This window comes from Granulicella arctica, from assembly GCF_025685605.1.
Lineage (GTDB): Bacteria > Acidobacteriota > Terriglobia > Terriglobales > Acidobacteriaceae > Edaphobacter > Edaphobacter arcticus.
Genome location: NZ_JAGTUT010000001.1, coordinates 4,671,886 through 4,696,787, shown reverse-complemented (window position 1 = coordinate 4,696,787; position 24,902 = coordinate 4,671,886). Strand labels below are relative to the sequence as shown.

The following is a 24,902-nucleotide window of genomic DNA, read 5'->3' as shown; positions in this document are numbered from 1 at the left end:
AGGGTTGTGATCCTGACAGCCGGAGCGGTTTAGTCTCTATGGCAACGCTCAAGCTGCGACCTCGATCCGATTGAGCTTGCGCGGAACTCTGCCTTCTAGTGCCTTCGCAATCGCTGCGATATGCTCCGGCGTATTGCCGCAGCATCCGCCAGCGATGTTGATCAAACCACTCTGTGCAAAGTCTCCCAGGTAGCGAGCCATATCTGGAGGTCCCAGGTCGAAGCCCGTCTCCGAAAGCGGATTCGGTAGACCAGCGTTCGGATAGCATGAGATCGCCACATTGGCCTTCTCCGAAAGCTCTTCCAGAAATGGATACATCAGATCAGGTCCAAGGGAGCAATTCAGTCCTACCGACAGCGGGTTCACATGCTTTACCGCATTCCAGAAGGCCTCCGTGGTCTGCGCCGAGATAAGCGTCTCGCCTCCGCGCCCTACCGCTGCAGAGATCATCACCGGCAACTCCTTATGACTCGCCGTCAATCCATCCTCATCGAAGACCTCGCGAATCGCGACCAGCGCCGCCTTGGCGTTGAGTGAGTCGAAGATTGTTTCGACAAGAAGAAGATCGGATCCACCAGCTATAAGGGCGCGGACCTGCGACGCATAAGCAGCCTTCACCTGGTCGAATGTCACAACTCTGAAGCCCGCGTCATCAGCGTCTGGCGAGTTCGATAGAGACACCGTCAGCGGTCCAATCGCACCGGCTACAAACCGTTGCCGACCCGTCGTGTTTCCCACACGATCGGCCCACTCCCTGCACTGCCGAGCCGACTGCTCGTTGATCTCCCACGCCAGGCTGTTGAGCGCCGAATCCTCGATGACCTTCTGATAGAAGTCGGGATCTTTGCGCCCGCCGGACTCTCTTGGATCCTCGACAAAGAACTCGCTCTGCGTAATGCTGGTCGCGCCAAACGTATTCGTCTCGATGATGTCAGCGCCAGCCTCAAGGAACCGGCGATGGATGTCACAGATCATGTCTGGTTGTGTCAGGGAAAAAAGATCCCCGTTATTAAGTAGATCCTTATTCGAGTCTTTGAAACGCTCCCCGCGAATATCCACTTCCTGCATGCCGTAGGTGCGGATCGTCGTGCCCATGGCTCCATCGATAATGGCAATCCGGCTCTCGAGTATCTTTTCTAGAGGATGTTGGCTGGCTGTAGTCATGTCTCCCTGTAATCCTCTGCGTTGCAGTGTTGGCAATGGAAGGCCCTCAACATCTGCGTGCTTGGCAGGGCTCTGTCACGCTTAGCACAAAAGCCGCCTTCGTTATTATAACGACCCAGCGACTCTCCCCGAGCGCACAAGCCCCTGACGTCAGCACGATGCAGTTCGAAACAACTCTGCTTTACATAAGCTGCCCATGGCTCAGGCCATAGACGGAGAGGTTCTGTGAGCCTCTCCGGAGAGTTGACGCAGACGCTGCGCAGGCACCATCAGGTAAACCGCCCTCGGTGCAGCATTCTTCTCCAAAAATGGCCCTACCTTTTTGACCTGTCAAAGCGGGGTTCCACAAGGATGCCGGAGGTGCATACGCAGGGTTATCATAAGAGACGCGATAAGGCAGGTAGTTCTTGATGCCTTAGGAGGAGCTCAGATGGATCGTAGGGAAGTACTTAGGCTGCTCGCATCGGCAGCGATCATACCCGCACTAACGCCGGATGCCTTCTCCCTCTTCCACAACATGCACGCGGAACTCGCGGACACCCCCGGCCTGAAAGCCCTGAACCGCCATCAGGACGCGACCGTCACCATGATCGCCGAACTCATCATTCCGCAGACCGATACCCCGGGCGCGAAGGCTACCAAGGTCAATGAATTCATTGACCTCATCCTCTTCGATTGGTATGACGACGCCTCAACAGCTCGCTTCCTTGCCGGACTGGCCGATGTCGACAGTCGCAGCCAGAAGCTCTTCGGCAAGCAGTTCGTGGACGCAAGCACCGTCCAACAGACCAGGATCATGCAGTCTCTCGACGATGAGGCCTCCGTGGCTCGCAAGCAGCAGGCCGCAGCGGAAGCCGCAGGCCAACAGCTAGCCGTCGCTCCTTTGAACTTTTTCGGGATGATGAAAAAACTAACGCTCCTTGGCTACTACACCTCAGAGGTTGGCTTTGAGAATGAGCTCCACAAATCCATCATCCCCGCCAGCGGCGGGGGCTGCGTCGCCATTACGGGGGTTGCATAACTATGCCAGCAAATACCTATGACGCAATTGTGATCGGCTCGGGCATGTCCGGTGGTTGGGCTGCAAAGGAACTCACCGAAAAGGGTATGCAGACGCTGGTGCTCGAAGCCGGACGCTCTATCGTTCCCGAGGTCGACTACGTCGAACACGTTCCACCATGGGAAGTGAAGTTCCGTGGCCTGCGCGACCGCAAGGCGGAACTGACCAGCCGGCCTGTGCAATCCAAGATCGGCGATGAGTGGAACGCCAAGTTCTTTGTCGATGACCGGGAGAACCCATACACTACCGACCCCGATAGTCCCTATCTCTTCCTCCGCGGTCGTCATGTCGGTGGACGTTCCGTCATGTGGGGCCGCCAGACCTACAGACTCAGCGATCTCGACTTTGAGGCCAACGCTAAGGAGGGCATCGGCGTCGACTGGCCCATCCGCTACAAAGACATCGAGCCTTGGTACACCTACGTCGAAAATTTCATCGGAGTCAGCGGTCAGGCAGAGGGCTTGGCCCACTTGCCCGACAGCAAGTTCCTGCCGCCCATGGAGATGAACTGCGCTGAGATCGCAGTAAAAAAGTCGATCGCCGGCAAATTTTCAGATGACCGCATGATGACCATCGGCCGCGTAGCCATCCTTACTGACTTCCATCTCGGTCGCGCCCCCTGCCACTACTGCGGCCCATGCCAGCGAGGCTGCATCACCCGCTCATACTTCAGCAGCATCAATTCGACCCTTCCCGCTGCGCAGGCAACCGGTAAGATGACCTTGCGTCCATTTAGCGTCGTTCACAGCCTTATCTTTGATCCTCAAACCCGCAGGATCACCGGTGTCCGCGTTGTCGACGCCCAGACCCGCGAGACCATAGAGTTCCACGCCCGCATCGTCTTTCTCTGCGCCTCCACGCTCGAGTCTGCCCGCATCCTGCTCAACTCCGCCACCCCGGAGTTTCCTGCCGGTCTCGCTAACTCCAGTGGCGAACTCGGCCACAATCTCATGGATCACATCTTCAAAGGCGGGGCCTCCGGAACCATCCCCGGCCACGAAGATCACGTGCAGATGGAAACCGGCCCAACGGCATCTATATTCCCCGGTTCAGGAACGTGAAGGAGAAGCATCCCGCCTTCCTGCGCGGCTATGGCTTTCAGGGCGGCGGACGCCGCGAAGGATGGGAGCGCGGCAGCGACATGCCCGGCTTCGGCGTGGACTTCAAAAACATGCTGAAGAAGCCCGGCCCATGGCGCTTCAGCTTTACCGGCTTCGGTGAGTGCCTGCCTAATCACAACAATCACCTCGTAATTGACAAGAACAAAGTGGATGCCTGGGGCATCCCTGCGATGAAAATAAGTTGCAAGTGGCAACCCAACGAGCTTGCCATCTACAACGACATGGCCATCACCGCCGCGGAGATGCTCGAAGCTGCTGGCGCTAAGGACATCATCGCCTCTACATCGCAGTCGTTACCCGGAGAATCCATCCATGAGATGGGCAGTGCCCGCATGGGACGCGACCCAAAAACATCCGTTCTCAACGAGCACAACCAGGCTCATGACATCAAAAATCTGTTCGTCACGGATGGTTCCTGCATGGCCTCTTCGTCCTGCGTGAATCCATCTCTTACTTATATGGCTTTAACTGCACGTGCTTGCGATTACGCTGTGGCCCAAATGAAGCAAGGCGAACTCTAGATTAACAACTTCAACAGATAACGCTGCGCATGCCAAAACCAAACGATCGCGGAGTGCTTCGCCTGCTATGCGCACATTTGCGAGCTTCATCTCGGGGTATTTACGCGAGAGAATGACCCCGTCCGCGCCTCCTTTGAACGCTGCCTCTACCGCGGCCCTCATCATCTCGGGAGTGCTCTTCACGCTGTTGTTTCCCGTTGGGATGTCGATATCAATGCCTGGCCATAGCTTCGTCTTGGCTCCGGCCAACCCTTCTTCGGCACGCTTAGTTTCGCGCAGCACATAGTCCGCGGAGAAGCCCGTGGCGGCAAGATGCTTCATATCCGCTTCGGGTCCATAGTCCAGCACGCGGTAATGGAACTCAAGGAGCTCCTGTTTCGGCACGTCACCAAAATAGGTTTCACCAACCGAGTTCACGTAGTCGACCATGCGTTCGCCAGCGCAGTTTTGATACATAACAACTTTAAGGAAGTCAGTGTACGGAGCCATCTCGGCACGGTCCTGCTCCGCACGATAGATCGGACTGAACGAGTTGTTGTTCCACACGTGCCAGCCCACACCCATCTCCGGTTTGAGGGACTTGACTTTGTCGTATATCGACTTCTGCGTCTCGCGCAAGCTTTGTGTCCGGAGCGACTCCCACGCAAGCAACTCGGGATAACGCAGCATGAGACGCCATAGCGTGACGTAGCAGCCATCCGTGGGCTTCATGCCCTTACGGGTAGAAGTGACAAACTTCTCAAGTTCCAGAAAGCCCTGCTCCGCACGGTCGGGATTGATGCCCTGTGCCTTAGCCTTCGCAATCGTGTCTTCCGAAAGTCGCAGATGCTCGAAAGCGACGGGTGCGAATGACTAGCGCCAAGCATGTTACAAAGCGGCCCTTGCCGCTCCGAACCCCACACGATCCCGTCGAGATCGTAGTTGCATGTCTAGCTTTCCACCATGCCTAGAATCCATACTTGCTGTTCGGGCGCGTTGAAGTTTAATGTGCCAATCTTGTCACAAGCCCGCTGCAAGCTTTACATCTGGTACACCACAGACCATCGAAGTGCATGTCACCTCTCCGGTTGGGGAGATGCGCCTCAAGTATCGCCACGTCAATCAGGCTGAGTACTATGAGACTGCCGAGACGACGGCTCAGAGAGGAGGCGTCTACCACGCTGTTATCCCCGCCGCATACGCCAGCACGAAGTTTGCTCCTCAGTACTACTTTGAACTGCAGCACAACGCGCACCAGTCCTCGATCTTTCCTGGGCTTGGGGCGGACCTTACAGGCAGGCAATACTTCCTCGTCGAGCAGGCCTGATTTATAAACGGCGGGCTACCTTCTTCCCGCCACGTGCCGGGTGCGCGTGGCCGCTTCGAAGATGCACGGATACGCGCAACCGCGCGACAGGTGATTTAGCTTCTATGCAAATCAGAATCAAACATGCCATCGACAATGTCCCGGGTGGGATGATGATTGTTCCGCTTCTTTGCGGGGCGATGATTACGACCCTCGCGCCGCACACCGGAGTCTACTTCGCTTCCTTTACCAATGCGCTCTTTACAGGAGCGCTGCCGATTCTCGCAGTTTTCTACGTCTGCATGGGTGCGAGGATTACTCTCCGCTCGCTTCCGGAAGTCATCCGTAAGGGGGGCATGCTGATGGTGACCAAGATCGCACTCGGCCTCGCCGCAGCCGCTCTGCTCGGGCACTTCTTAGGAGTCGAGCCCATTCACACCGGCTGGCTTGCCGGGCTCTCAACCCTGGCCGTCGTTGCAGCAATCAACGATACCAACGGCGGCCTCTACATGGCCCTGATGGAGCAATATGGAAGGCCCGAGGACACAGCGGCTTACTCCGTCATGGCTCTCGAATCCGGCCCATTTCTCACGATGGTCTCACTCGGAGTCGTGGGTCTTTCGGCGTTCCCGTGGCAGACGCTTTTGGGCGCTATCCTGCCCCTTGCCGCTGGCATGTTACTCGGCAACCTCGATCCTGAGATGCGCGACTTCCTATCCAAGGGCGCAGGAGTCATGATCCCCTTCTTTGCCTTTGCTCTTGGAGCCACGCTTGACCTCCATCGTGTGTGGGCAGCCGGTCTGCTCGGCCTCGCGCTCGGTCTCATCCTGGTACTCATTTGCGGCGTCTGCCTCATCGCCGTTGATCGGATCATTGGAGGCAATGGAACTGCTGGAATAGCAGCCTCCACCACAGCGGGGAACGCGGCCGCTGTTCCCATGCTGGTGGCAACAGCCAACCATAACTACTTCCAGGCGGCTGCGTCGGCGACCGTGCTGGTAGCGGCCTGTGTCATCGTAAGCAGCCTTGTCGTTCCTCCGTTGACGGCTTGGTGGAGGGCGCGGATCAGGCGCAGCCAGGAGAACATCCCTCCAGTTGACCCTCCACATCCAGACGACTCGTTACCATGGAACAAAGGAGCCCGATGACACCCCGACCGATTATCGCGATGACGATGGGTGACGCCGCCGGCGTTGGCCCCGAGATCATCATCAAGACGTTGATGCATGCTGATCTCTACGAGAAGTGCTACCCACTGGTGATCGGCGATGCCGCACGCCTCCGCAAAGCTGCCGTGGTCGTGGGCGCACCTTTTAAGGTCCGTGGCCTCAATGCGGAACAGTTCGATCGAGCCCTCTATGCGTATGGCATCGTTGACTGTATTGATCTTGAGTTGATCCCTGAGGATCTTCCATGGGGCGTGCTCTCGCCCATCGCCGGCGATGCAGCTTTTCGGTATATGGAGATTGCAGCGAAACTCGCGCTTGCCGGCAAGGTGCAGGCGATATGCACCGCGCCGCTCAATAAGGAAGCACTGCACGCCGGGGGACACAAGTATCCGGGGCATACCGAAATGCTCGCGGCCCTCACCGGTACGCCCGAAGTTTCGATGATGCTGAGCACACCGAAGATGAACGTGATCCACGTCACGACTCACATCGGGCTCATTGACGCCATCGCGAAGATTGGGCCAGAACTCGTCGAACGCACCATCCTGCGCGGAGTCGATGCGCTGCGACGTGCAGGGATTGCAAACCCACGCGTTGGAGTGTGTGCCATCAATCCACACGCTGGGGAGAACGGCCTGTTCGGACGGGGTGAAGAGGCCGAGAAGATTGAGCCGGCAATCCGTCGATGCCGTGCCCAGGGCATCGACATCGAAGGCCCACTGCCTGCGGACACACTCTTTTTTCGCGCGCAGCGTGGCGACTTCGATCTCGTCGTAGCGATGTACCACGACCAGGGCCACGGACCGGTCAAGGTGCTGGGGCTCGAGTCAGGCGTCAACATCACCATCGGCCTACCTGTCGTAAGAACATCAGTCGATCATGGGACCGCCTTCGACATCGCCGGAACAGGCAAGGCCGACGAACGCAGCATGCTCCAGGCCATGCTCCAGGCGATTCAACTCGCAACCGTAACCCCTTGACGCCAACGCGTAACCGGACTGAGGAGCAGAAAGCCTTCACCTAGAGCTGACGAACGTTCTTTCAATGGGCTGTTACACTGCGCTTCACGGGCGCTTGGCGATCGCTCACATGGCTCGAGCCCGCCGCTTCGGCTTCAGCGCTCCTGGCACCTACGGCAATACTCTCCCGCTCGCTTTAACGGACATGGGTATGTGAACTTGGACTGGGAATCGAGAAGCATGCACCCATTCGGTGAATCTGCGGATTCGAACCGAGTGCTCTCACTGTTTCAATCATCCCACCCTCAATAACCCATCAGTCACCTTATGCAACGCGAAACCTTGAACAGGTCATAGGCACGAGCCTGCCACCACATCGTCTACATCAACTCCAAAGAATCCAGCATGACCAACGCCCTCGTCCTGCATGTCCGCCGTGATGTGGGGTGATGCCAGAAGCCTCGCCGAATATCTTGTTAACGGAGAAAGCTGCATCGAACGCCGCCAACGTAGCGGCGCTGTCCTCCAAGGGAAATCCACGCCTACGACACCACCGGCTATCACAAATTTCTCGACCCCTGAGGGCTTCCCTGCAAACTCACTTCCCTTGGGTACGCTAAACGCCATCGACCTCAATACCGACGGGTATCTATGGCAGATTCCCTTCGGCTCCTATCCTGAACTCACTGCTGTAGGCGTCCCTGAGACCGGCTCTGAAAACTACGGTGGGCCTGTGGTCACCGCAGGTGGCCTTCTTTTCATCAGAGCCTCCGTTCTCGACAAACGTTTCCACGCATTCGACTTCAATCTCAACGGTGTCACCTCACGAGGCGGCCCTGGATCAGTCATGTTCAACGGCCCATGGGATCTGCATGGCATCACCAATCCAGTCGGCACCCACGCGAAGTACTACGTCGTGGAACTCGGAACCGAATTCAAATAATTTGTCGTCGTGCCCTCAGATTTGGGCGTCCAGAAGACCACGAAGAGAGATCAAGAAGGTCCTCTTCGTGATCGCTGTCATCTGCGTTCGCTTGTCCTCGCATGGGTAAACGCCTGCGCGATGCGGCTAAGCACATCATGCTCCCCAAAGCCGCCGGATTTCATAATGTAATGAGCCCCCTTGAACGGCCCGCCGAGAATGCGCGATTGCGGCAGCCCGCGAGAAAACTCACACTCCACTCGCAAACAATCGATCTCGAGCGCACGGCAGACGGCAAGTGCCGTATCCCCTCCCGTAGCAAATAGACAGGAGACGCCACGATCAGCGTATGGGGCAAGTGTCTCGCGCAATTGGGCGTGGCTGATCTCCTGATCGATCGGAACCACCACGGCATTCGCCCCGGCAAGCCTCAGATGTTCGAGTTGCCGCAGTGTCACCGGATGGTCACTGCCCACCACGAAGACCACAGTACTTCCCGTGACGGTCGGGCAGCTTGGAGCCTCCGCCGAGCTGAGCACGCTTGCCAAAGCGTGCGCAAGCCCACCCGAGCCGATCCACAGCACCCTCCCCGCTCCAGCCAGGTTCAGCGACTCTCCAACGATCGCCAGCAGGTCCTGCTCCGTCTCGCTGTCGCAGAGCACAACCCGCGAGCCCGACGCGTAGGCCTCGCGGATACACGCTGCGCTCGAAACTTTGTGTGGAGCAACCCCCGCATTTTGGAGGCCTTCGGCTATGTCTCGATGATGTTTCCCGAAGAAGTCGTTAGCCGTCAGGACGCCATCTCGCAACGTGCGTCCCAGCTCCGGAAACGCGGGTGCCAGAACGGCGATCTCATGAGGAAACTTCACAAGACATGCTGCAATCTCTGAGAAGCTGTTGCCGCGGAAGATCGAATCGATCTTCTTGAAGACATGATGCGCAGGATCTTTCTCAAGCCGCGACGCCGCCTCGTCGATGCGGGCATTGGAAGACATCACACTAATTTCTCGGCTCTCGGTATTCCACGCGATCACCGCCGCATTCGAAGCCGTCCTGATAGACCACGTGGTCTCCACCTCCGTGACCATTCCAACACAGGCAAACGCCACAGCCGTGTCGCACGCACCGGTGAGGTCATCCGCAATGATGCGGACAGAATGGAAGCTGGGGCAAGAGATCATGGGGAACATTCCTGACCGCACAGAAGATGGTCTGCACGCTGCGATCATCAGTGTACGTGAGGCATCTCAAACAAAAAGAACTGAACTGCGGGCCAGAAGTCTCTCTGTAGTCATCTCGCTGATCGGCTGCAGGGCCAAAGTGGAACGACCTCAAGGTACTGTCGTATCCGTACGCCACTTCGACGGCACACTTATAGCATCGTTGGTGAGATCTGATTGCAAGCTCATTCCACTCTCAACGGATGTGACCGCAGCCTAACCGCATAGCAACAAGGGTCAGGTCGACGTTCACGACAAAGGCGACCTCTAGGGTCGCCTTTGTCATTGAAATTGGTAGCGTTATCGAGGCTCGAACTCGAACTCTTCGCCTTGAGAGGGCGACGTGTTAACCAGTTACACCATAACGCCATGATGACCAAAAGGAGACCTTACGCCTCACCTTTGCGACAAACTTAGTATAGCAACTCAGCAAGGATGATGCCACGTTACAGACCGAGTTTCTTGACCTCATCGTTATAATACTTACGATAAAGTATGTCCCACTCCTGAGAGCCTTCCACGATAATCTTCCGTTGCGAAGAAATCTTCAGGCGCGCACCGGCATCGATCTTCAACTCGTCCATCAGCAGCTTTTCGAGAGCCTTGCGAGCCTCCTGCCGAATGGTATTGCGGTCCTCCAGAAACCCGACCTCGTCGATCTCTGCGAGTGTATCGGCGACAGTGTGGGCGAGTTTATTGAGCTTATCGCGCGAAATCCTCACAGCACCGCCTTGTACTTACGCGCGAGCTCCATCTTGACCTTCTTGAACATCTCAGGAAAGCTCGCTCCACTTTTCAGCATGTCGTCCTGGTACGCTTCCAGAATGACGCGGACTTCATCGTTAATGCGATCTTCGAGAGCAAGCTCCTCGATCATCGCGGCAGTGACGCGCTCGTTCAGGACGGCCGGTTTATCGGTCTGGATCATCTTCGCGTCCACCAGATGCTTGACCGTCTGGCGCGCCAGATACCCTACGTAATCTTTTGAAAAAATCATTGACTTTCCTCTAAATATAGCACGCCGGGCACATCTTCTCTCAGTCGAACTACTTCGACTGTTTCTTCTTACGATGCGGGCAATCTGCTGTATTCACACAGCTTTCGGCCAGCCGCAGACGCTCTACAGGTCTTCCGCCAACCAGATGCTCGGTCACAATCTCCTCAGCATCGGAGGGTTTCACAAAACCGTACCAAACGCCGTCTGGATAGACCACCATCACCGGTGCGTGCTCACACTGATCCAGACAACCAGCCTGGCTGGCCCGAACCTGGTGCTTCAATCCGGCGTCTTTGATCGCATCTTTCAATGCGGCTTTTACCTTCTTGCTGCCTTCGTTCAGGCAGCTCGGCCGCGAGGCCGTCTCGTCCCGCTCGTTCATGCAGATGAAAATATGCTTCTCAAACCTAGCCATGCAGAATCTCCTCCACCATCATGACGCAGTGCGTTCTCGCCTGCTTTCTGCGACAATCGTTCTTCGATGCAACCCGATAACCTTATTTCGCTCAAAGACGACATGGTGGCTTTTATCGCCGGTCACGGCCTTCGCCGTTTCAATGGATATGTCACTGAAGAGGTCCCCACGGTCCTCTTCGAAGAGGATGATGCCGACGGATGGAAAGATTTCGTCGAACACGCCAAAGCCGCTAACGCTCCCTTCATCACGATGAGTGAAGTCATCCTCGAGAAGACCGATATCGCTCTTCTCCTGGAGCAACTCCGAGAGCAGAACTTCCCGGATGAAGACGCGCCCGACCTCGACGACGCAGAATACCTGATCAATCATGTCGGAAAAACCGGCTACCTCCAGCTTGGGTTCGCCAACCAGGGGGTCATGTTCCTCTTCGAAGTGTCGACTGAATGGTATGAGCGCTTTCAACAGCTAATGGAAGCAGTCACCGACCTCAGCAGCGTGATCGTTGACGATAGCGACAGCGACGAGTAACGCGATCATGGCAGCCCCCGTCACCCGGCCACAGCGCGAGTGGTCGACCCCCAGCGTAGATGACGCGGCGACTAGCGACCTCATCCGGCACTTGAAGTGTCCCCCGGCGATCGCCAGCCTCCTTGTCTCGCGCGGTATCGCGGGCGCTCAGGCGGCGGATCTCTTCCTTCATCCGACCCTCGACCACCTCCATGACCCGCTGCAGATGCTAGGCATGGTGGAGGCGGTCGCGCGCATCCAGCAGGCAGTGCGCCTGGCTGAGCCGATCCTGATCTACGGAGACTACGACGTCGATGGCACGACCGCTACTGTCCTGCTCAAAACAGCCATCGAGCGGATAGCCACGAAAGATAAACCCGCACAGGTCACCTGGCACGTCCCCCACCGCATCCGGGAGGGCTACGGGATGCAGACCAATATCCTTGGTCAGGCAGCAGATACTGGCGTACGTCTCGTCATCAGCGTGGACACCGGCATCCGTGCCTTTGCCGCCGCTGCCGAAGCTAGACTTCTCGGCCTCGACCTCATCGTCACGGACCACCATCTGCCCGATGACGCCGCCGGAGTACCCGAGGCTCTCGCTGTCATCAACCCCGCTCAGGAGGGCTGCCCCTATCCCTTCAAATTCCTCTGCGGTGCAGGCGTCGCCTTCAAACTGGCTCATGCGCTCCTGGCTGCGGCGGCAGAGACCACAGCCCAGCGCGATCGCCTCAATCAGGTCATTCTTCCTTCATTCCTAAAGCTTGTTGCCATTGCCACAATTGCCGATTCCGTTCCGCTGGTTGGCGAAAACCGTGTGATCGCGGCGCTCGGTCTGCGTGAACTCCGGAATCCCATCCAGCCCGGCCTCCGCGCTCTGATGGAAGTCGCCAAACTCCCGCTCGACACCGCTCCAACCGCCACCGAGGTAGGCTTCCGCCTCGCACCGCGGATCAACGCAGCCGGACGGATGGACGTGGCTGACGACGTGATCGAGCTTTTCCTGACACGCGATCCAGCTCGCGCTAAAGAGCTGGCGGAGAAGCTGGACGGCCTCAACCAGGATCGCCGCGCCACCGAAGCAGAAGCGCTGGCGACGATCGAACTTCAGCTTGAAAAGCTTCGAACCAACGACGAATTTCCTGCCGAATGCATCATCCTCGACGACGCCTCTTGGCACCGCGGCGTCCTCGGGATCCTCGCCTCACGAGTTGTCGACCGCACCGGACGGCCCGCTCTCATCGTCATGCACGAAGACGGCCAGGCTCACGGGTCCGGTCGCTCCGTTGCGGGCTTTCACCTTCTGGATGCGTTGACGACCGTCGACACCAAAGCCGCCGGAGGCCTCTTCACGCGTTTCGGTGGCCATGCCCACGCGGTAGGCTTTTCGCTGCCGTCGGCACTCCTCGAAGGTCTCCGAATCGGGATGAAGGTCCATACCGAAACCGCCCTGACTCTCGGCGTCCTACGCCCTGCACTCGCGGCGGATGGCGAACTGGCGCTCCCCGAGATTACCCCCGACCTCTACACTTGGCTGGGTCGATGTGGCCCCTTCGGCAATGCTCACCCGGAGCCTGTCTTCATCTCACGAGGCGTCATCCTTGCGGCACCTGTTCGCTACATCAAGGAGAAGCACATCTGCCTCGAACTCGCCCAGGGAGACTCCTCGCGCAGAATAAACGCTCTTGGCTGGAGCAGGATGATCGACTGGCCGGCGCAGTGTGCACAACTCAACCTTCAAGAGGGGTCCGTTATCCACATTGCGTACCGGATCAATGAAAATAAACACGAGCACTACGGCGGTCTACAACTTGAGTTACTCGATCTCCAACCAGCCTGATCCTGCCCTTGAAATGGCTACAAGGAAATAGCTGCTTCGTTTCCAGTGCAATCGCGTCTTATATACTGACCTTCATTCTTCACTCTTTGGACACGATGCCCACCACGACCGAGAAGCGCCTCAATCCGGCAGTAATCTGGGGCAGCCTGCTAGTTGTCGCCGTACTTGCCATCTTCTTCATCCGCTCGCTCACGCGCGAGGTTGTCGCCGTACGTGTAGCCCCCGTGACTCACGAAAATCTGCTCAGTATTGTCTCCACCAATGGAAAGGTAGAGCCCATTGAGGAGTTTCAGGCACATGCCCCCGCTGCTGGTGTCGTCGAGCGAATTTACGTCGAAGTAGGCCAGAAGGTGAAACCAGGCGATCTATTAGTCAAGATGGATGATGCCGATGCGCTCTCCCGCATGGCGACCGCCACTTCATCTCTTCGTTCCGCCGAGGCGACCTCCGCCGACCTGTCGCATGGAGGCACCCAGGAAGAACGCCTTTCCATGGCTGGCGATCTGAGCCGCGCTCAGTTGCAGCAACAACAGGCCAGCAAAGATCTCGCCGCCCTGCAAGCTTTGCAGCAGAAGGGCGCTGCGTCTACCGGCGAAGTACAATCCGCGAAGGAGCGACTCGATTCAGCCAACACTACCCTGCTGGGAGTCCAGCAGCGATCGACCCAACGCTACAGTTCAACCGATCAGGCACGTGTCCAGGCACAACTCGCCGATTCCAGGGCCTCTCTTGCATCCGCTCGCAGCAGCTATGCCAGCGCCAATCAGCGCTCTCCGATCGCAGGTACGGTCTATTCAATTCCTGTCTCCGAGTACGACTTCGTGCCCGCTGGTGACGATCTTCTCGACGTAGCCGACCTCAATCGCATCCAGATTCGCGCTTACTTCGATGAGCCGGAGATTGGCAAGCTCGCACAGGGTCAGTCGGTCAAGATCGTCTGGGACGCCAAGCCGCTCCAGACTTGGCACGGACACATCAGTCGTGCTCCGACCACAGTCATCACCTATAACACTCGGAACGTCGGCGAGTGCATCATCACCGTCGATGATGCCAAGGGCGATCTCCTACCGAACACCAACGTGACCGTGGCTGTCACCTACTCGCAGCGCTTCAACGTTCTCAGCGTTCCGCGGGAGGCCCTGCACACCGAGGGCGTTAGCAACTATGTCTTCCGCGTCATCAATCACAAACTCGTCTGGACCCCCGTCCAGGTGGGCGCAGTCAATCTGAACCGCGTCGAGATTACAGGCGGTCTTGTTGAGAAGGACACCGTCGCTCTAAATGCCACCAGCAATCGTGACCTGACCAACGGCTTGCAGGTCAAATCAGTCGAATGAGCACGCTCAACAAAGCCGAAGCAGCCTCGCTGCGGGTCGTGCTTTGCCTGCTCCTCCTCTTTGGGACTCTTCGTCCCGCACGCGCAGACATAGCGTCTGCGGATCGGGCGCTCCAGCAGGGTCGCGCTGCCGAAGCCGTCAACCTCCTTCAGCCCCTGATCGCCGCCCAGCCCTCCGACCCCGCCGCTCACCAGCTTCTCTGCCGCGTCTACTACGCCGAAGAGTTGGCCGATCCGGCAATTCATGAGTGTGAGCAGGCCGTCGCCCACGTACCTGCTTCCAGCAACAACCAGATGTGGCTCGGTCGAGCCTATGGCCTGAAGGCCGAACACGCAGGACCCTTCACCGGCCTGAGTCTGGCGAAGAAAGTTCGCGTAGCCTTCGAGAGTTCCGCCCAACTTGACCCATCCAACATCCCGGCAAGCACCGCCCTCGGTGAGTTCTACATCGCCGCGCCCTCCCTTATCGGTGGTGGACTCGATAAGGCTGAGCGCATCGCGTCACAGCTTCAGCGCTACTCTCCAGCCGCCGCCCATCGTCTTCGAGCGATGATCGCAGAGAAGCGGAAAGACTTTTCAACCGCCGAATCCGAGTTTCGCAGTGCCATCGCCGAAGGTCACCGCCCCGACGCCATGGTGGACCTTGGAGCCTTCTACCAGCGTCAGAATCAACCCGACAAAGCGGTCATTACCATTCAGTCCGCCCTCAATGCCGACCGGGCCCACGATGCCGCGCTGATGGACATGGCCAGCATCTTGACGGACGCACAGCGCTCCCCCGACCTTGCCGAGAAGGTGCTTCGTCTCTACCTCGCCTCCTCCGCCAAGTCCGAAGACGCCCCTGCCTTCAAGGTCCACGTCCAGCTCGGCCATCTGCTTTCCCAGCACGGGGACCAGACCGGCGCCCACGCTGAGTACGAAGCAGCCCTCCAACTCGCCCCCGCGTATAACCCCGCACGCAAAGCACTGCAGAGGCCCTGAATGGAAGACACTCAGGTGGAACGCGATACCATGGAGGTCAATCGATCTCGCACTGTTTCGTCAGGACCCATGGCACGTCTGCTTCGCTTCGCATTTACGATAACTTCGCTGGCTTTTCTCGCCGTGACCGCCCACGCCCAGATCTCCTTCACCACCGCCATCGATCTCGCTCTTCGCAATAATCCGCGAGTCCTCATGGCTCAGGCCGATGTAGACAAGGCGCGAGCCCTGCTCTCTGAAGCACGGGACGTCTACATCCCTGCCGTCGTAGGCGGTTCTGGCCTCGGATACTCCTATGGCTTCCCAGTTGGACAGCCATCCATCTACAACTTTAACGCTCAGTCTCTGGTCTTTAACTTCTCCCAGCATGACTACATCCGCGCCGCCCGCTCAGGCCTTGAAGCCGCAAACCTCGCCCTCATGGACGCCCGCCAGGCCGTCGCTGAAGAGGCCGCTATAGCTTATCTGGCCCTCGACCGCGACCAGCAGCGCGAAATCGCTCTCAATGACGAGAAGCATTACGCCTCCCGCCTCGTCTCCATCGTGCAGGATCGTCTCGACGCCGGTCAGGACACGGGCATCGATCTCACCACCGCCCGCCTGACGAACGCACAGATCCGCTTGACCACTCTCCGCGACGAAGATGAAACCGAGTACGACCGCGCCAAGCTCGCCCGGCTCATCGGCCTTCCGGAGCCCGGCCTCACCACCCTCACCAGCAGTCTTCCCACATCCGGCACATGGCTCACCCCTGTCGTTTCAACTGGATTGCCGACAGCTCCCGGCATCCTGGCCGCCTATGCCAATGCCAAGTCAAAGCAGGAGCAGGCCTATGGCGATGCTCGTTATGAGCGCCGTCCCCAGATCTCCTTCGGCGCACAATACAACCGCTTCGCCGCCTACAACAACTACGCCGAATACTATAACCACTTCCAACAGAACAACGCCGAAATAGGCATACAGATCAGCCTGCCCATCGTCGACTACGTCCACCGCGCCAAGGCTCGGGAATCCGCAGCCGACGCCGTCCACGCCCTCCGTGACGCCGACCAGCAGCGTGATCAGTTCCTCGACGGTCGGCTCAAGCTCAAGCACGCCTCCGCCGAACTCGCCGCCCGCTCCGAGGTAGCTGATCTCGACCAGCAGTTAGCCCAGCAGCAGCTCGATGCCATGCTCCTCCAGCTTCAGGGCAACGGCAACTCAGGCGGTCGGCAGATGTCTCCTAAAGACGAGCAAAACGCCCGTATCGCCGAGCGCGAGAAATATCTAAGCTATCTCGACACCAACCTCCAGCTTCGTCAGACCCAGATCAATCTCCTCCGGCAGACCGGCCAGCTCGAGCCATGGCTGAAGTCCTTATCCGCCCACCCTCAAACCCCCTGAGGCTGCACCCATGAAGCTCAAATCCCCACTCATCGTTCTGCTCGTCTTCGTTCTGGCTGTCCTCTTCTTCGGCTGGGTCCACGATCGCCGCATCAATGAAGGCTTCGCCACCATCCGGGCCGACGCCACGGAAGACAGCGTACGTGGGCTGCTCGGCAAACCATCGTCAATCAACTCCTCCTGCGCTGCCTACGACACCCAACTCACGGTCAATTGCGACCATGTTCTCGTCTACAGGTCGGCATTCGGCCCGTTGAAACCCTCATACTGGCTGGTCTTTGTGGATGCGAAAGGTCTCACCAAAGCCACCTCCCGCCAGTCAAAACCTTAGGGCTGGCGTGCGAGGAACCCTTGTAGATTCCTCGCACGATAGTTCCTGAGTGGTAAACTACAAGGTAGCGATGACGCCTCTAAAAACACTGTTCCTGAACCCGCCCTCCTTTGAGAAATTCGACGGTGGCGCCAGCTCCCGCTGGCCTGCTACCCGTGAGATCGAGTCGTACTGGTATCCCGTGTGGCTCACCTATCCGGCCGGCATGTTGGAAGGCTCACGCCTCCTCGATGCTCCGCCGCACCACATCAAGTGGGCTGAGGTCGTCACGATCCTCAAGGACTATGAGTTCCTCGTCCTCTTCACCAGCACCATGGGATGGGATGGCGACCAGAAGATGGCCGAGACCATCAAGCAAGCCTATCCGTCCATCAAGATCGCCTTCGTCGGCCCACCCGTGACCACGTCCCCGGACAAGGCCCTCAACGAGTGCCCCGCGATCGACTTCATCTGCCGCCGCGAGTTCGACTTCACCGTCGTTGAATTTGCCCAGGGCAAGCCGCTCAATGAAATCCTTGGCGTCAGCTACAAAGATGCCTCCGGCACAATTCAGCACAATCCGGATCGTCCCCAGGTAACCCCCGAGCAGCTTGACGAGATGCCATGGGCGACCGACATCTATCACCGCGACCTCGACGTCACCAAGTACAACGTTCCGTTCCTCCTGCACCCATATGTCGCGCTCTACTCCACGCGCGGCTGCCCGGCGCAGTGCACCTTCTGCCTCTGGCCCCAGACGCTCTCCGGCCATGCATGGCGCAAGCGCTCCACCGACGATGTAGCCGCAGAGATGAAGTCCGCCAAAGCCAAGTTCCCCCAGGTCAAAGAGTTCTTCTTCGACGACGACACCTTCAACATCAATGGACCGCGCACCGTCGAACTTTGCGAAAAGCTCAAGCCGCTCGGCCTCACCTGGTCCTGCACCTCGCGCGTCACCACGACCTACGAGACGTTGAAGGCCATGAAGGAAGCCGGTTGCCGCCTCCTCATCGTCGGCTACGAGTCCGGCGACGCCCAGATCCTCAAGAACATCAAGAAGGGTGCTACCGTCCAGCGCGCACTCGACTTCCAGCGCGACTGCCACAAGCTCGGCTTGGTCGTTCACGGTGACTTCATCCTCGGCCTTCCCGGCGAGACGAGAGAGTCCATCCGCAACACGATCGAGTTCGCCAAGCAGCTCGACTGCGAGACCATCCAGGTCTCGATCGCCCACGCCTTCCCCGGCACCGAGTTCTTCGACTACGCCAAGGAAAAGGGCTTCATCACCAACGAGGCCATGTCCGACGATAACGGCCACCAGATGGCCCACATCGAGTACCCCGGCCTGCCCGTCGAATATGTCATGGAGATGGTGCACAAGTTCTACGACGAGTATTACTTCCGCCCCAAGGCAGCCTTCCGCGTCGTATGGCAGGCCATCGTGAACCGCGACGTCCCTCGTCTCTACTCCGAGGCAAAGGACTTCATGAAGCTCCGCTCACAGCGCAACAAGGCATCACGCGCCGCCAAGGAAGCCAACGCCACCAAGGCTCAGGAATCCGTAAGCATGAACGCCTGAAGTTGAAAAATGCAACGCACACAAAGAGGATAGCCATTTGGCTATCCTCTTTGTGCATCCTGAATGCTGCTGCCGTGCTCATCCTCCGGCCACCCGGCCCAATCCGCGCGGTGTACCTCAGTCCTTCCGGAACCTAACAAATTGGTCGTTCACAGCTCCCACCGTCTCTTTGCTCTTCCCGGAGACGCAAGCGGCTCGCCCGGCTATGTCGAGCTGCTCGATCTCACCGGGAAGAAAATAGCCGAATCAAAGATCCCGCTCGTCCTGGTGTCTCCTCCGCAGCAGATATCCGATGGTACGAGCATGATGTCAGTGTTCCCGGCGTCTTTGACTTCCATCTCCCCCCTTCCTTAGATATTCATAGGTGCATGCATGTCGTCTGATACGTGCACGGCACACTATAGTGACGTGTATGCCGCAATTCAGAAGCCTTCCGCACCTGGTTGCATTTCTCGCCATCGCATCCGCTCTGCCGTCAGAGATGATGGCCTTCCAGGCAATCCCCACCCTGCACGGCGACCCAGTTCACCCGCCCGCAACGCAGAACTGGGTCGACACCCGCCTCTACTTCGGCCTCGGCCCCGCCGACGCACCCAACAAGGGAGTCACCGAAGCAGCCTGGCGTGCCTTCCTCGATCAGGAGGTCACCCCGCGCTTCCCCGCCGGCCTCAGCGTCCTCGATGTCTACGGGCAGTGGCAGTCCAAACGCGGACAGACCGCCAGCCAACCCGAGCGCATCCGCTCCAAGATGCTCATCATCGACTACCCCGCCACCCCCGAAAACGCAGCCAAGGTCGAAGCCATCCGCGCCGCATGGAAGCAGCGCACCGGCGACCAATCCGTCCTCCGCGTCACCAAGCCAGCCGACATCTCGTTCTAACCTGCCGTCCACTAGAATCAACAGAGATGAAGCACACCCTCACCCCCCAGCGCTACCTCATCCTCCTTTGCGTCATGCTCACCGCCTCCATCGGCGACACCATGCTCGCCCACGGCATGACCCAGGTCGGAGCCGTCTCCTTCCAGAACCTTGGACTTCTCTTCACCGCCCTGCGCAACCCCTGGGTCGTCGCCGGAATCCTCTGTCTCCTCGGCTTCTTCGCCAGCTATCTCACCGCGCTCAGTTGGGCGGACCTCACCTTCGTCCTCCCCAGCACCGCCTTCGGCTACGTAGTCGTCGCACTTCTCGCCCGCTTCTGGCAGCATGAGCACATCTCCCCCTACCGCTGGCTTGGCATCATCCTCATCGTCTGCGGAGTAGGCTTCGTCGCCAACGGTCCCTCGCTCACCGAGCACCCCGCACCCTCCGAAAGCCCCGCAAAGTGACCCCGATTCCCGCACCTGCCTCCACCTTCGAAACCTGGGCCCTCATCCTCACCGTAGCCGTCACCGCCATAGCCGGCGACGTCCTCACCGCCGGAGCCATGCGCCGCATCGGCGACCTCGACCTCATCCGCGCCAAATCCGGCCTCGGCGGCGCCATCAAAGCTGTCGTCGGCAGTCCGATGTTTCTCCTCGGCGTCGTCTGCATGGCGCTCAGCTTCTTCTCGCTGCTCTTCACTCTCAGCAAAGTGGACGTCTCGTTAGCCGCACCCGCCAGCGCCTCGCTCACCTTCATCGGGAACGCCGCCGCCGCCAAGCTCTTCCTGCATGAGAATGTAGACCGCCGCCGCTGGTTCGCCGCCATCTTCGTCTGCATCGGCGTCGTCCTGCTCTCGCGGTAAAAATCTTTAGACAGAATTCTCTAAGCAAATCAGCACCGGCTAAGCCACCGCATCAGCCCCGTAGCTGGAAGCTCTGCCGCCATAAACCGCCCGCGCTCCCCGACAATCTCCCCCGCAGCCAGCCGCCCGCTACGCACCGCACCTTCCATCGTCGAGGGCCACTCCGTAGCCGTCCAATCCCCTGCCAGAAAGAGCCCCGGCCACTGCGTCCGCTGCGCCGGTCGAAACCGATCCAGCCCCGGCGTCACCGAGAACGTAGCCCGCGCCTCCTTCAACACCCCGCTCTTCAGAAGCTTCGCACTCTTCGCTTCTGGAAAGAAAAGCTGAAACTCCCGTAGAGCCGACGCAAGAATCTCCTCACGCCCCATCGCCAACTCCGGCTCCGAAGCACTGATGACCAACTCAAGATAGCTCCCTCGGCTCGCCGCCCAGCCACGAATCCGCGACTTCACAAACACCCACTGAATCCTCGTGTCCAGCAGCACCGCATGGTCCAGCCCTGTCACATCACGGTCATACCAGAGATGAATTGTCGTGATCGGCGCATGCACAAAGTGAGTGAAGTCGATCGCCGTACCTGGCAACCCCTGCATCAGCCGCTCCGCCTCCTTGAAGCTCACCGCCAGCACAACATTTTCCGCACGAAGTTCCTCCCCGCCCGCAGTCACCACCCAGCCACCCGCAGACTGCGCAAGTCGCTCCACGCCAGCCTTCTTCACCGTAACTCCAGCCCGCAGCGCAACGTCCCCCACAGGAGCCAGAAACTCACTCAGCGGCTGAGCCGGAATCCCCAGCCGCCCACCCTCCGGCGACCGCAGAAACGACTCATGAAACACCTTACCCGCATACTTTGTAGAACAGTTCTCAAAACCATCGTTCAGCGCCCCGACCACCACCGGCTCCCAGAAGTGCCGTACCGCGCGCTCCGTCTGCCCCGTCCGTTTCACCCAGGTCGCAAAGCTCTCCGCGTCACCCGCCGGATACCCGCGCAGAAACTCCATCAGCCCCGCCGCGATCCCCACCTTGTCCCGCAGCGACAGCATCGGCGCACGCAGAAAGCTCATCGTCTGGTGCGACGGGGCGGGCAGCAACCCCGGCCTCATCACACTCCGCCGTCCACCCGGCTCCAGAAAAACCAATTCGTCATACCAACGGATCGCCCCGCTCTGTCCCGCCTGCCCACACAGCTCCAGCAGATTCGTACAGCATCCCAGCACCACATGCTGCGAGTCGACTGTCTCCCCAAGCGCCGGATGAGGGTACGAATACACCCGCCCACCAATCTCCGGACGACGCTCCACCAGCGTTATCTGTGCCCCATCATTCGCCAGTGCAACAGCAGCAGCCATCCCAGCAAGCCCGCCGCCCACCACAATCACCGAACCGCTCACCCCATCACCCGGTTCACCAGCGACTTCTCAATCCCCCGTCCAAGGATCGCCAGCTTCACCATCGTCGGTACCCGCGCCCGTTGCGAAAACACATCCCCGTTGCGCGCATCCACCCGCTTCAGCAGTCCGCTGTAGATCTCGACCAGCACCCAAAGCGCCGCTCGGCTATCGGCATCGATCAGCGGCAGTAGCATCTTCGCCGCACCGTAATACTCCCACGCTTTGGTCGATAGCTCGCGCAGCAATCCCTGCTCGTTCGCCCGGATCCCCCGCCCTGCAGTCAGCGCAATAACATCCTCAGGCAGCACGCTGAACTTCCCCATCAGGTCCATCGGCAGGTACAGACGACCGCGCTCCGCATCCTCTTTCACGTCACGCAGGATGTTGGTCAACTGGAACGCAATCCCTGTCTTCTCCGCCAACTCCTCAGCCCGAGCATCGCTGTACCCAAAGATCCGAATGCACACCAGTCCCACCACCGAAGCCACCAGGTAACAGTATTGATAGACCTCATCGAACGTCCGATATCCCTGCAGTCCCGCCCCGACAAGTACACCGGTCCCCGCACCCGACTCGGCAAGGTCCATACTCGTCCCCTGCACCAACTCCTCGAGCAACGCGTCCGAAATCCCAAACCGCTGCTGAGTATCCGCAAGCGCGAGGAACACCGCATCCTGAGAGGTCGAGCCCGGCTGCCGCGAAGCCCGCCACGCCACCATCCACTCCTCCATCAGGCGTCTGCGCTCAACCACGGACACAGCTTCATCATCCGCAAGATCGTCCGCCCGCCGCATAAAGGCGTACACCGCGCACATCGCATCGCGCTTATGTGGTGGCAGCACCCGAAACGCATAGTAGAAGTTCTTCGCCTCACGCTTCGCAATCCCACGGCATACCCTATACGCCTCAACAAGCGTCACGAGAACATTCCTCGCATCTTCCCCACCAAAGCTCCGGCCAGCAACCGTGCCTTCTTGCCCTTCGAAACCTCAGGCCGCTGTCGCAACACGTCAAAGCCCTGTGCCTCGATCGCGTCCAGAATCGCATCGCCACCCTTGCGAAACAATTCGAGCGTTGCCCCAAGCTCCTTATCCACCAGCCCACTGATCCTGCCGCCATCATGCAGCATCATGCGCGTCTGTTCTACAAGGCTCTGCATCAACCGCCAGAACTCCGCCGTAAACACCCGCTCATGAATCTGGGCGTCGGTCACGCCATACTGCAGCATCGCGTCGCCGGGTAAATAACGCCGCCCCCGCTCATCATCCTCGACAACATCCTGCCAGAAGTTCGCCAACTGAAGCGCCGTGCACACCTTATCCGACAGCAGTCCCAGCGATTCCTCGCGATAGCCGCAGACCCAAAGCACCAGCCGCCCTACCGGGTTCGCCGAGTCGCGCGAGTAGTCCATCAACTCGCCCAACGACTCAAAGTGTGTCTTCACCTGGTCCTGCCGAAACGCCTGCAGCAAGCGCGCGAACAGCTCCCGCGGCACATCATGAGCCACGATCGTCTCTCGCAGTGCGACAAACACCGGATGCCGCGACCGCTCCGGAGCTTCATAGCATTCGTCCAGCATCCCGCCCCACGCATCCAGCAACCGCGTCGCCGTCTGCGGATCGCTTACCTCGTCACCGAGATCATCCGAAACACGGCAGTAGGCATAAATGCTTTCAAAATGTGGCTTCACCTGTTTTGGCAGGAAGAACGTAGCCACATGGAAGTTCTCATAATGCGATGTAGCCAGCTCCCGGCACCACACCTTCGCCTGCTCCAGCGAAGGCCGCTCCGCAGGCGTCCGATACTCCGCCGGTCCATCCCCTAGCGAGTCCCATCCCAGCGCATGCTCATTAAAGGTAGCCACGCTCATCGCACACCACCCGGAAAGATCGCCGTCTTGATCTCCGGCTTGTGGATGCCAGCCGCTCCGCCCCGCGTCATCATCGCCCGAAAGACCGAAGGCACCGCCTCCAGTCCGACTCGTCCCGTAATTGCCTCGGCACATTTGAATCGCCCGCTCGTAATCAGCTCGAACGCCGTCCGGCAGGTAGACGGGGTGTGATGAAAACTAGCCTTCAGCGTAATGTCGCCGTAATGCAGGCGGTTCGTGTCCAACTGCACCTTCGTCCCGCTCGGCGGCCCGCCAAAGAAGTTCACCACGCCACCCTTGCGGACCATCCCCACCGCCCAGTGCCACGTCTGCGGACTCGCGACCGCCTCAATCACCACGTCAGCCCCGCGCCGCTCCGGCGTCAACGCCCGCGCCGCATCGATCACATCCAACGCATCCCGCAATCCAACCTGCATCACCTGCCGCGCGCCAAACAACTTCGCCGTCTCAATCTGGTCGTGCCGTTTCACGACGGCAATTACTTCGACTCCCGCAAGCGCAGCGACATGCATCAACATCAACCCGATCGGGCCCGCCCCGATCACAATCATCGAGTCGCCCGCCCGCGCCCCGCTCTCCTCAAGTCCACGCACCACGCACGCCAGAGGCTCCGTCAGCGCCGCGTGTTCAAACGGCACGTGCTCCGGGATCACCAGCGTGTTCTTCTCAACAATCCGCTCCGGAATGCGAATAAACTCCGCATACGCTCCATTATTGAACGTAAGGTCCTCACAGAGGTTCTGCTGCCCCTGTCTGCAGAAATAGCACACATCGCAGGGAGCCGAGTTCAGCGCCACCACACGCTGTCCCAACGCAAACTTCGTCACCCCCGCCCCAACCTCGGAAACCACACCCGCCAGTTCATGCCCAAACGGAATCGGCGGCTTCAACATCATCGCGTGATATCCGCGCTTGTAGACCTTCAGGTCCGTACCGCACGTCAACGCCGCTCCCACCTGGATGATCAGCTCACCCGGCCCCGCCAAAGGGACTGCGACTCGCTCAAGTCGCAGGTCTTCCTTCCCGTATAAAACAGCTGCGTTCATCTGGACCTTCATCCTTACCATCATCTCACTTCGCAGCCACGTATCCTATTGACGCGTAAGGCCCACCATTCGTCTCCA

27 protein-coding genes and 1 tRNA gene are annotated in these 24,902 nt (G+C 59.0%); 17 read left to right on the top strand and 11 right to left on the bottom strand.

Annotation, left to right across the window (positions count from 1 at the left end; genetic code table 11):
• Window positions 1-48: 48 nt before the first annotated feature.
• Window positions 49-1,164, bottom strand: coding sequence for a homocysteine S-methyltransferase family protein (locus OHL20_RS19865; RefSeq protein ID WP_263384889.1), 1,116 nt, complete (start codon window positions 1,162-1,164; stop codon window positions 49-51).
• Window positions 1,165-1,594: 430 nt separating this feature from the next.
• Between OHL20_RS19865 and OHL20_RS19860 the strand changes: the two genes are divergently transcribed.
• The 3 genes from OHL20_RS19860 to OHL20_RS19850 are packed head-to-tail and all read left to right on the top strand — an operon-like array spanning window position 1,595 to window position 3,866.
• Window positions 1,595-2,185: a gluconate 2-dehydrogenase subunit 3 family protein gene (locus OHL20_RS19860; RefSeq protein WP_263384888.1), complete on the top strand. Its 591-nt coding sequence runs from the start codon at window positions 1,595-1,597 to the stop codon at window positions 2,183-2,185.
• Window positions 2,186-2,187: 2 nt separating this feature from the next.
• Window positions 2,188-3,285 carry a GMC family oxidoreductase N-terminal domain-containing protein gene (locus tag OHL20_RS19855; protein ID WP_263384887.1) on the top strand — a complete coding sequence of 366 codons (1,098 nt, stop codon included), beginning with the start codon at window positions 2,188-2,190 and terminating at the stop codon, window positions 3,283-3,285.
• A complete protein-coding gene (locus tag OHL20_RS19850) occupies window positions 3,282-3,866 on the top strand; it encodes a GMC family oxidoreductase (RefSeq protein ID WP_263384886.1) in 585 nt (194 codons plus the stop codon). Before OHL20_RS19855 ends, OHL20_RS19850 begins: the two co-directional genes overlap by 4 nt.
• Here the strand turns inward: OHL20_RS19850 and OHL20_RS19845 are convergent.
• Window positions 3,810-4,484: a hypothetical protein gene (locus OHL20_RS19845; protein WP_263384885.1), complete on the bottom strand. Its 675-nt coding sequence runs from the start codon at window positions 4,482-4,484 to the stop codon at window positions 3,810-3,812. The two genes, OHL20_RS19850 and OHL20_RS19845, sit on opposite strands and share 57 nt — an antisense overlap.
• A 367-nt stretch (window positions 4,485-4,851) precedes the next feature.
• Here OHL20_RS19845 and OHL20_RS19840 point away from each other — a divergent pair, with 367 nt between their 5' ends.
• The 4 genes from OHL20_RS19840 (at window position 4,852) to OHL20_RS19825 (ending at window position 8,222) form a co-directional block, all read left to right on the top strand.
• On the top strand, window positions 4,852-5,172 hold the full coding sequence (locus tag OHL20_RS19840) for a hypothetical protein (RefSeq protein WP_263384884.1): 321 nt from the start codon (window positions 4,852-4,854) through the stop codon (window positions 5,170-5,172).
• A 104-nt stretch (window positions 5,173-5,276) separates the two neighbouring features.
• On the top strand, window positions 5,277-6,299 hold the full coding sequence (locus OHL20_RS19835) for a 2-keto-3-deoxygluconate permease (protein ID WP_263384883.1): 1,023 nt from the start codon (window positions 5,277-5,279) through the stop codon (window positions 6,297-6,299).
• On the top strand, window positions 6,296-7,300 hold the full coding sequence (pdxA, locus tag OHL20_RS19830) for a 4-hydroxythreonine-4-phosphate dehydrogenase PdxA (RefSeq protein WP_263384882.1): 1,005 nt from the start codon (window positions 6,296-6,298) through the stop codon (window positions 7,298-7,300). Before OHL20_RS19835 ends, pdxA begins: the two co-directional genes overlap by 4 nt.
• 406 nt (window positions 7,301-7,706) lie before the next feature.
• Window positions 7,707-8,222, top strand: coding sequence for a hypothetical protein (locus tag OHL20_RS19825; RefSeq protein ID WP_263384881.1), 516 nt, complete (start codon window positions 7,707-7,709; stop codon window positions 8,220-8,222).
• Window positions 8,223-8,299: 77 nt separating this feature from the next.
• On the opposite strand, the gene OHL20_RS19820 is transcribed toward OHL20_RS19825, so the two are convergent.
• From OHL20_RS19820 to OHL20_RS19800, 5 genes are all read right to left on the bottom strand, one after another.
• The gene (locus OHL20_RS19820; protein ID WP_263384880.1) at window positions 8,300-9,382 is read right to left on the bottom strand and encodes a four-carbon acid sugar kinase family protein; all 1,083 of its coding nucleotides are present in this window, start codon (window positions 9,380-9,382) and stop codon (window positions 8,300-8,302) included.
• 331 nt (window positions 9,383-9,713) lie between these two features.
• Window positions 9,714-9,790, bottom strand: a tRNA-Glu gene (locus OHL20_RS19815).
• Window positions 9,791-9,867: 77 nt separating this feature from the next.
• Window positions 9,868-10,143: a DUF507 family protein gene (locus OHL20_RS19810; RefSeq protein WP_263384879.1), complete on the bottom strand. Its 276-nt coding sequence runs from the start codon at window positions 10,141-10,143 to the stop codon at window positions 9,868-9,870.
• Window positions 10,140-10,418, bottom strand: a complete 279-nt coding sequence (locus OHL20_RS19805; protein ID WP_263384878.1) for a DUF507 family protein — start codon at window positions 10,416-10,418, stop codon at window positions 10,140-10,142. The genes OHL20_RS19810 and OHL20_RS19805 overlap by 4 nt, the downstream gene beginning before the upstream one ends.
• Window positions 10,419-10,467: 49 nt before the next feature.
• The gene (locus OHL20_RS19800; RefSeq protein ID WP_263384877.1) at window positions 10,468-10,833 is read right to left on the bottom strand and encodes a (2Fe-2S) ferredoxin domain-containing protein; all 366 of its coding nucleotides are present in this window, start codon (window positions 10,831-10,833) and stop codon (window positions 10,468-10,470) included.
• Between the two features lie 66 nt (window positions 10,834-10,899).
• On the opposite strand from OHL20_RS19800, the gene OHL20_RS19795 reads away from it, so the two are divergent.
• The 10 genes from OHL20_RS19795 (at window position 10,900) to OHL20_RS19750 (ending at window position 20,496) form a co-directional block, all read left to right on the top strand.
• Window positions 10,900-11,364, top strand: coding sequence for a hypothetical protein (locus tag OHL20_RS19795; protein WP_263384876.1), 465 nt, complete (start codon window positions 10,900-10,902; stop codon window positions 11,362-11,364).
• Window positions 11,365-11,371: 7 nt separating this feature from the next.
• Window positions 11,372-13,183 carry a single-stranded-DNA-specific exonuclease RecJ gene (gene recJ, locus OHL20_RS19790; protein WP_263384875.1) on the top strand — a complete coding sequence of 604 codons (1,812 nt, stop codon included), beginning with the start codon at window positions 11,372-11,374 and terminating at the stop codon, window positions 13,181-13,183.
• A gap of 95 nt (window positions 13,184-13,278) precedes the next feature.
• Complete coding sequence (locus OHL20_RS19785; RefSeq protein WP_263384874.1) at window positions 13,279-14,520, top strand: efflux RND transporter periplasmic adaptor subunit; 1,242 nt, start codon at window positions 13,279-13,281, stop codon at window positions 14,518-14,520.
• Window positions 14,517-15,500, top strand: a complete 984-nt coding sequence (locus OHL20_RS19780; RefSeq protein WP_263384873.1) for a tetratricopeptide repeat protein — start codon at window positions 14,517-14,519, stop codon at window positions 15,498-15,500. Before OHL20_RS19785 ends, OHL20_RS19780 begins: the two co-directional genes overlap by 4 nt.
• Window positions 15,501-15,569: 69 nt before the next feature.
• Window positions 15,570-16,883, top strand: a complete 1,314-nt coding sequence (locus tag OHL20_RS19775) for a TolC family protein (protein WP_263384872.1) — start codon at window positions 15,570-15,572, stop codon at window positions 16,881-16,883.
• A gap of 10 nt (window positions 16,884-16,893) precedes the next feature.
• Entirely contained in the window at window positions 16,894-17,214 is a 321-nt protein-coding gene (locus OHL20_RS19770; RefSeq protein ID WP_263384871.1) for a hypothetical protein, read from the top strand.
• Between the two features lie 70 nt (window positions 17,215-17,284).
• Window positions 17,285-18,772: a hopanoid biosynthesis associated radical SAM protein HpnJ gene (gene hpnJ, locus OHL20_RS19765; protein WP_263384870.1), complete on the top strand. Its 1,488-nt coding sequence runs from the start codon at window positions 17,285-17,287 to the stop codon at window positions 18,770-18,772.
• A 412-nt stretch (window positions 18,773-19,184) separates the two neighbouring features.
• Complete coding sequence (locus tag OHL20_RS19760) at window positions 19,185-19,652, top strand: DUF3574 domain-containing protein (protein ID WP_263384869.1); 468 nt, start codon at window positions 19,185-19,187, stop codon at window positions 19,650-19,652.
• Between the two features lie 26 nt (window positions 19,653-19,678).
• Window positions 19,679-20,098 (top strand): DMT family transporter, encoded by a 420-nt coding sequence (locus OHL20_RS19755; RefSeq protein ID WP_263384868.1) that lies wholly within the window; start codon window positions 19,679-19,681, stop codon window positions 20,096-20,098.
• Window positions 20,095-20,496, top strand: a complete 402-nt coding sequence (locus OHL20_RS19750) for an EamA family transporter (protein ID WP_317890977.1) — start codon at window positions 20,095-20,097, stop codon at window positions 20,494-20,496. Before OHL20_RS19755 ends, OHL20_RS19750 begins: the two co-directional genes overlap by 4 nt.
• Before the next feature lie 29 nt (window positions 20,497-20,525).
• On the opposite strand, the gene hpnE is transcribed toward OHL20_RS19750, so the two are convergent.
• From hpnE to OHL20_RS19730, 4 genes are read right to left on the bottom strand one after another with little or no spacing between them, the layout of a single operon-like run.
• Entirely contained in the window at window positions 20,526-21,887 is a 1,362-nt protein-coding gene (hpnE, locus tag OHL20_RS19745; RefSeq protein WP_263384867.1) for a hydroxysqualene dehydroxylase HpnE, read from the bottom strand.
• Entirely contained in the window at window positions 21,884-22,807 is a 924-nt protein-coding gene (locus tag OHL20_RS19740; protein WP_263384866.1) for a phytoene/squalene synthase family protein, read from the bottom strand. Before OHL20_RS19740 ends, hpnE begins: the two co-directional genes overlap by 4 nt.
• Window positions 22,804-23,757 (bottom strand): squalene synthase HpnC, encoded by a 954-nt coding sequence (gene hpnC / locus OHL20_RS19735; protein WP_263384865.1) that lies wholly within the window; start codon window positions 23,755-23,757, stop codon window positions 22,804-22,806. Before hpnC ends, OHL20_RS19740 begins: the two co-directional genes overlap by 4 nt.
• The gene (locus OHL20_RS19730) at window positions 23,754-24,824 is read right to left on the bottom strand and encodes a zinc-dependent alcohol dehydrogenase (protein WP_263384864.1); all 1,071 of its coding nucleotides are present in this window, start codon (window positions 24,822-24,824) and stop codon (window positions 23,754-23,756) included. The genes hpnC and OHL20_RS19730 overlap by 4 nt, the downstream gene beginning before the upstream one ends.
• Between the last annotated feature and the right edge of the window lie 78 nt (window positions 24,825-24,902).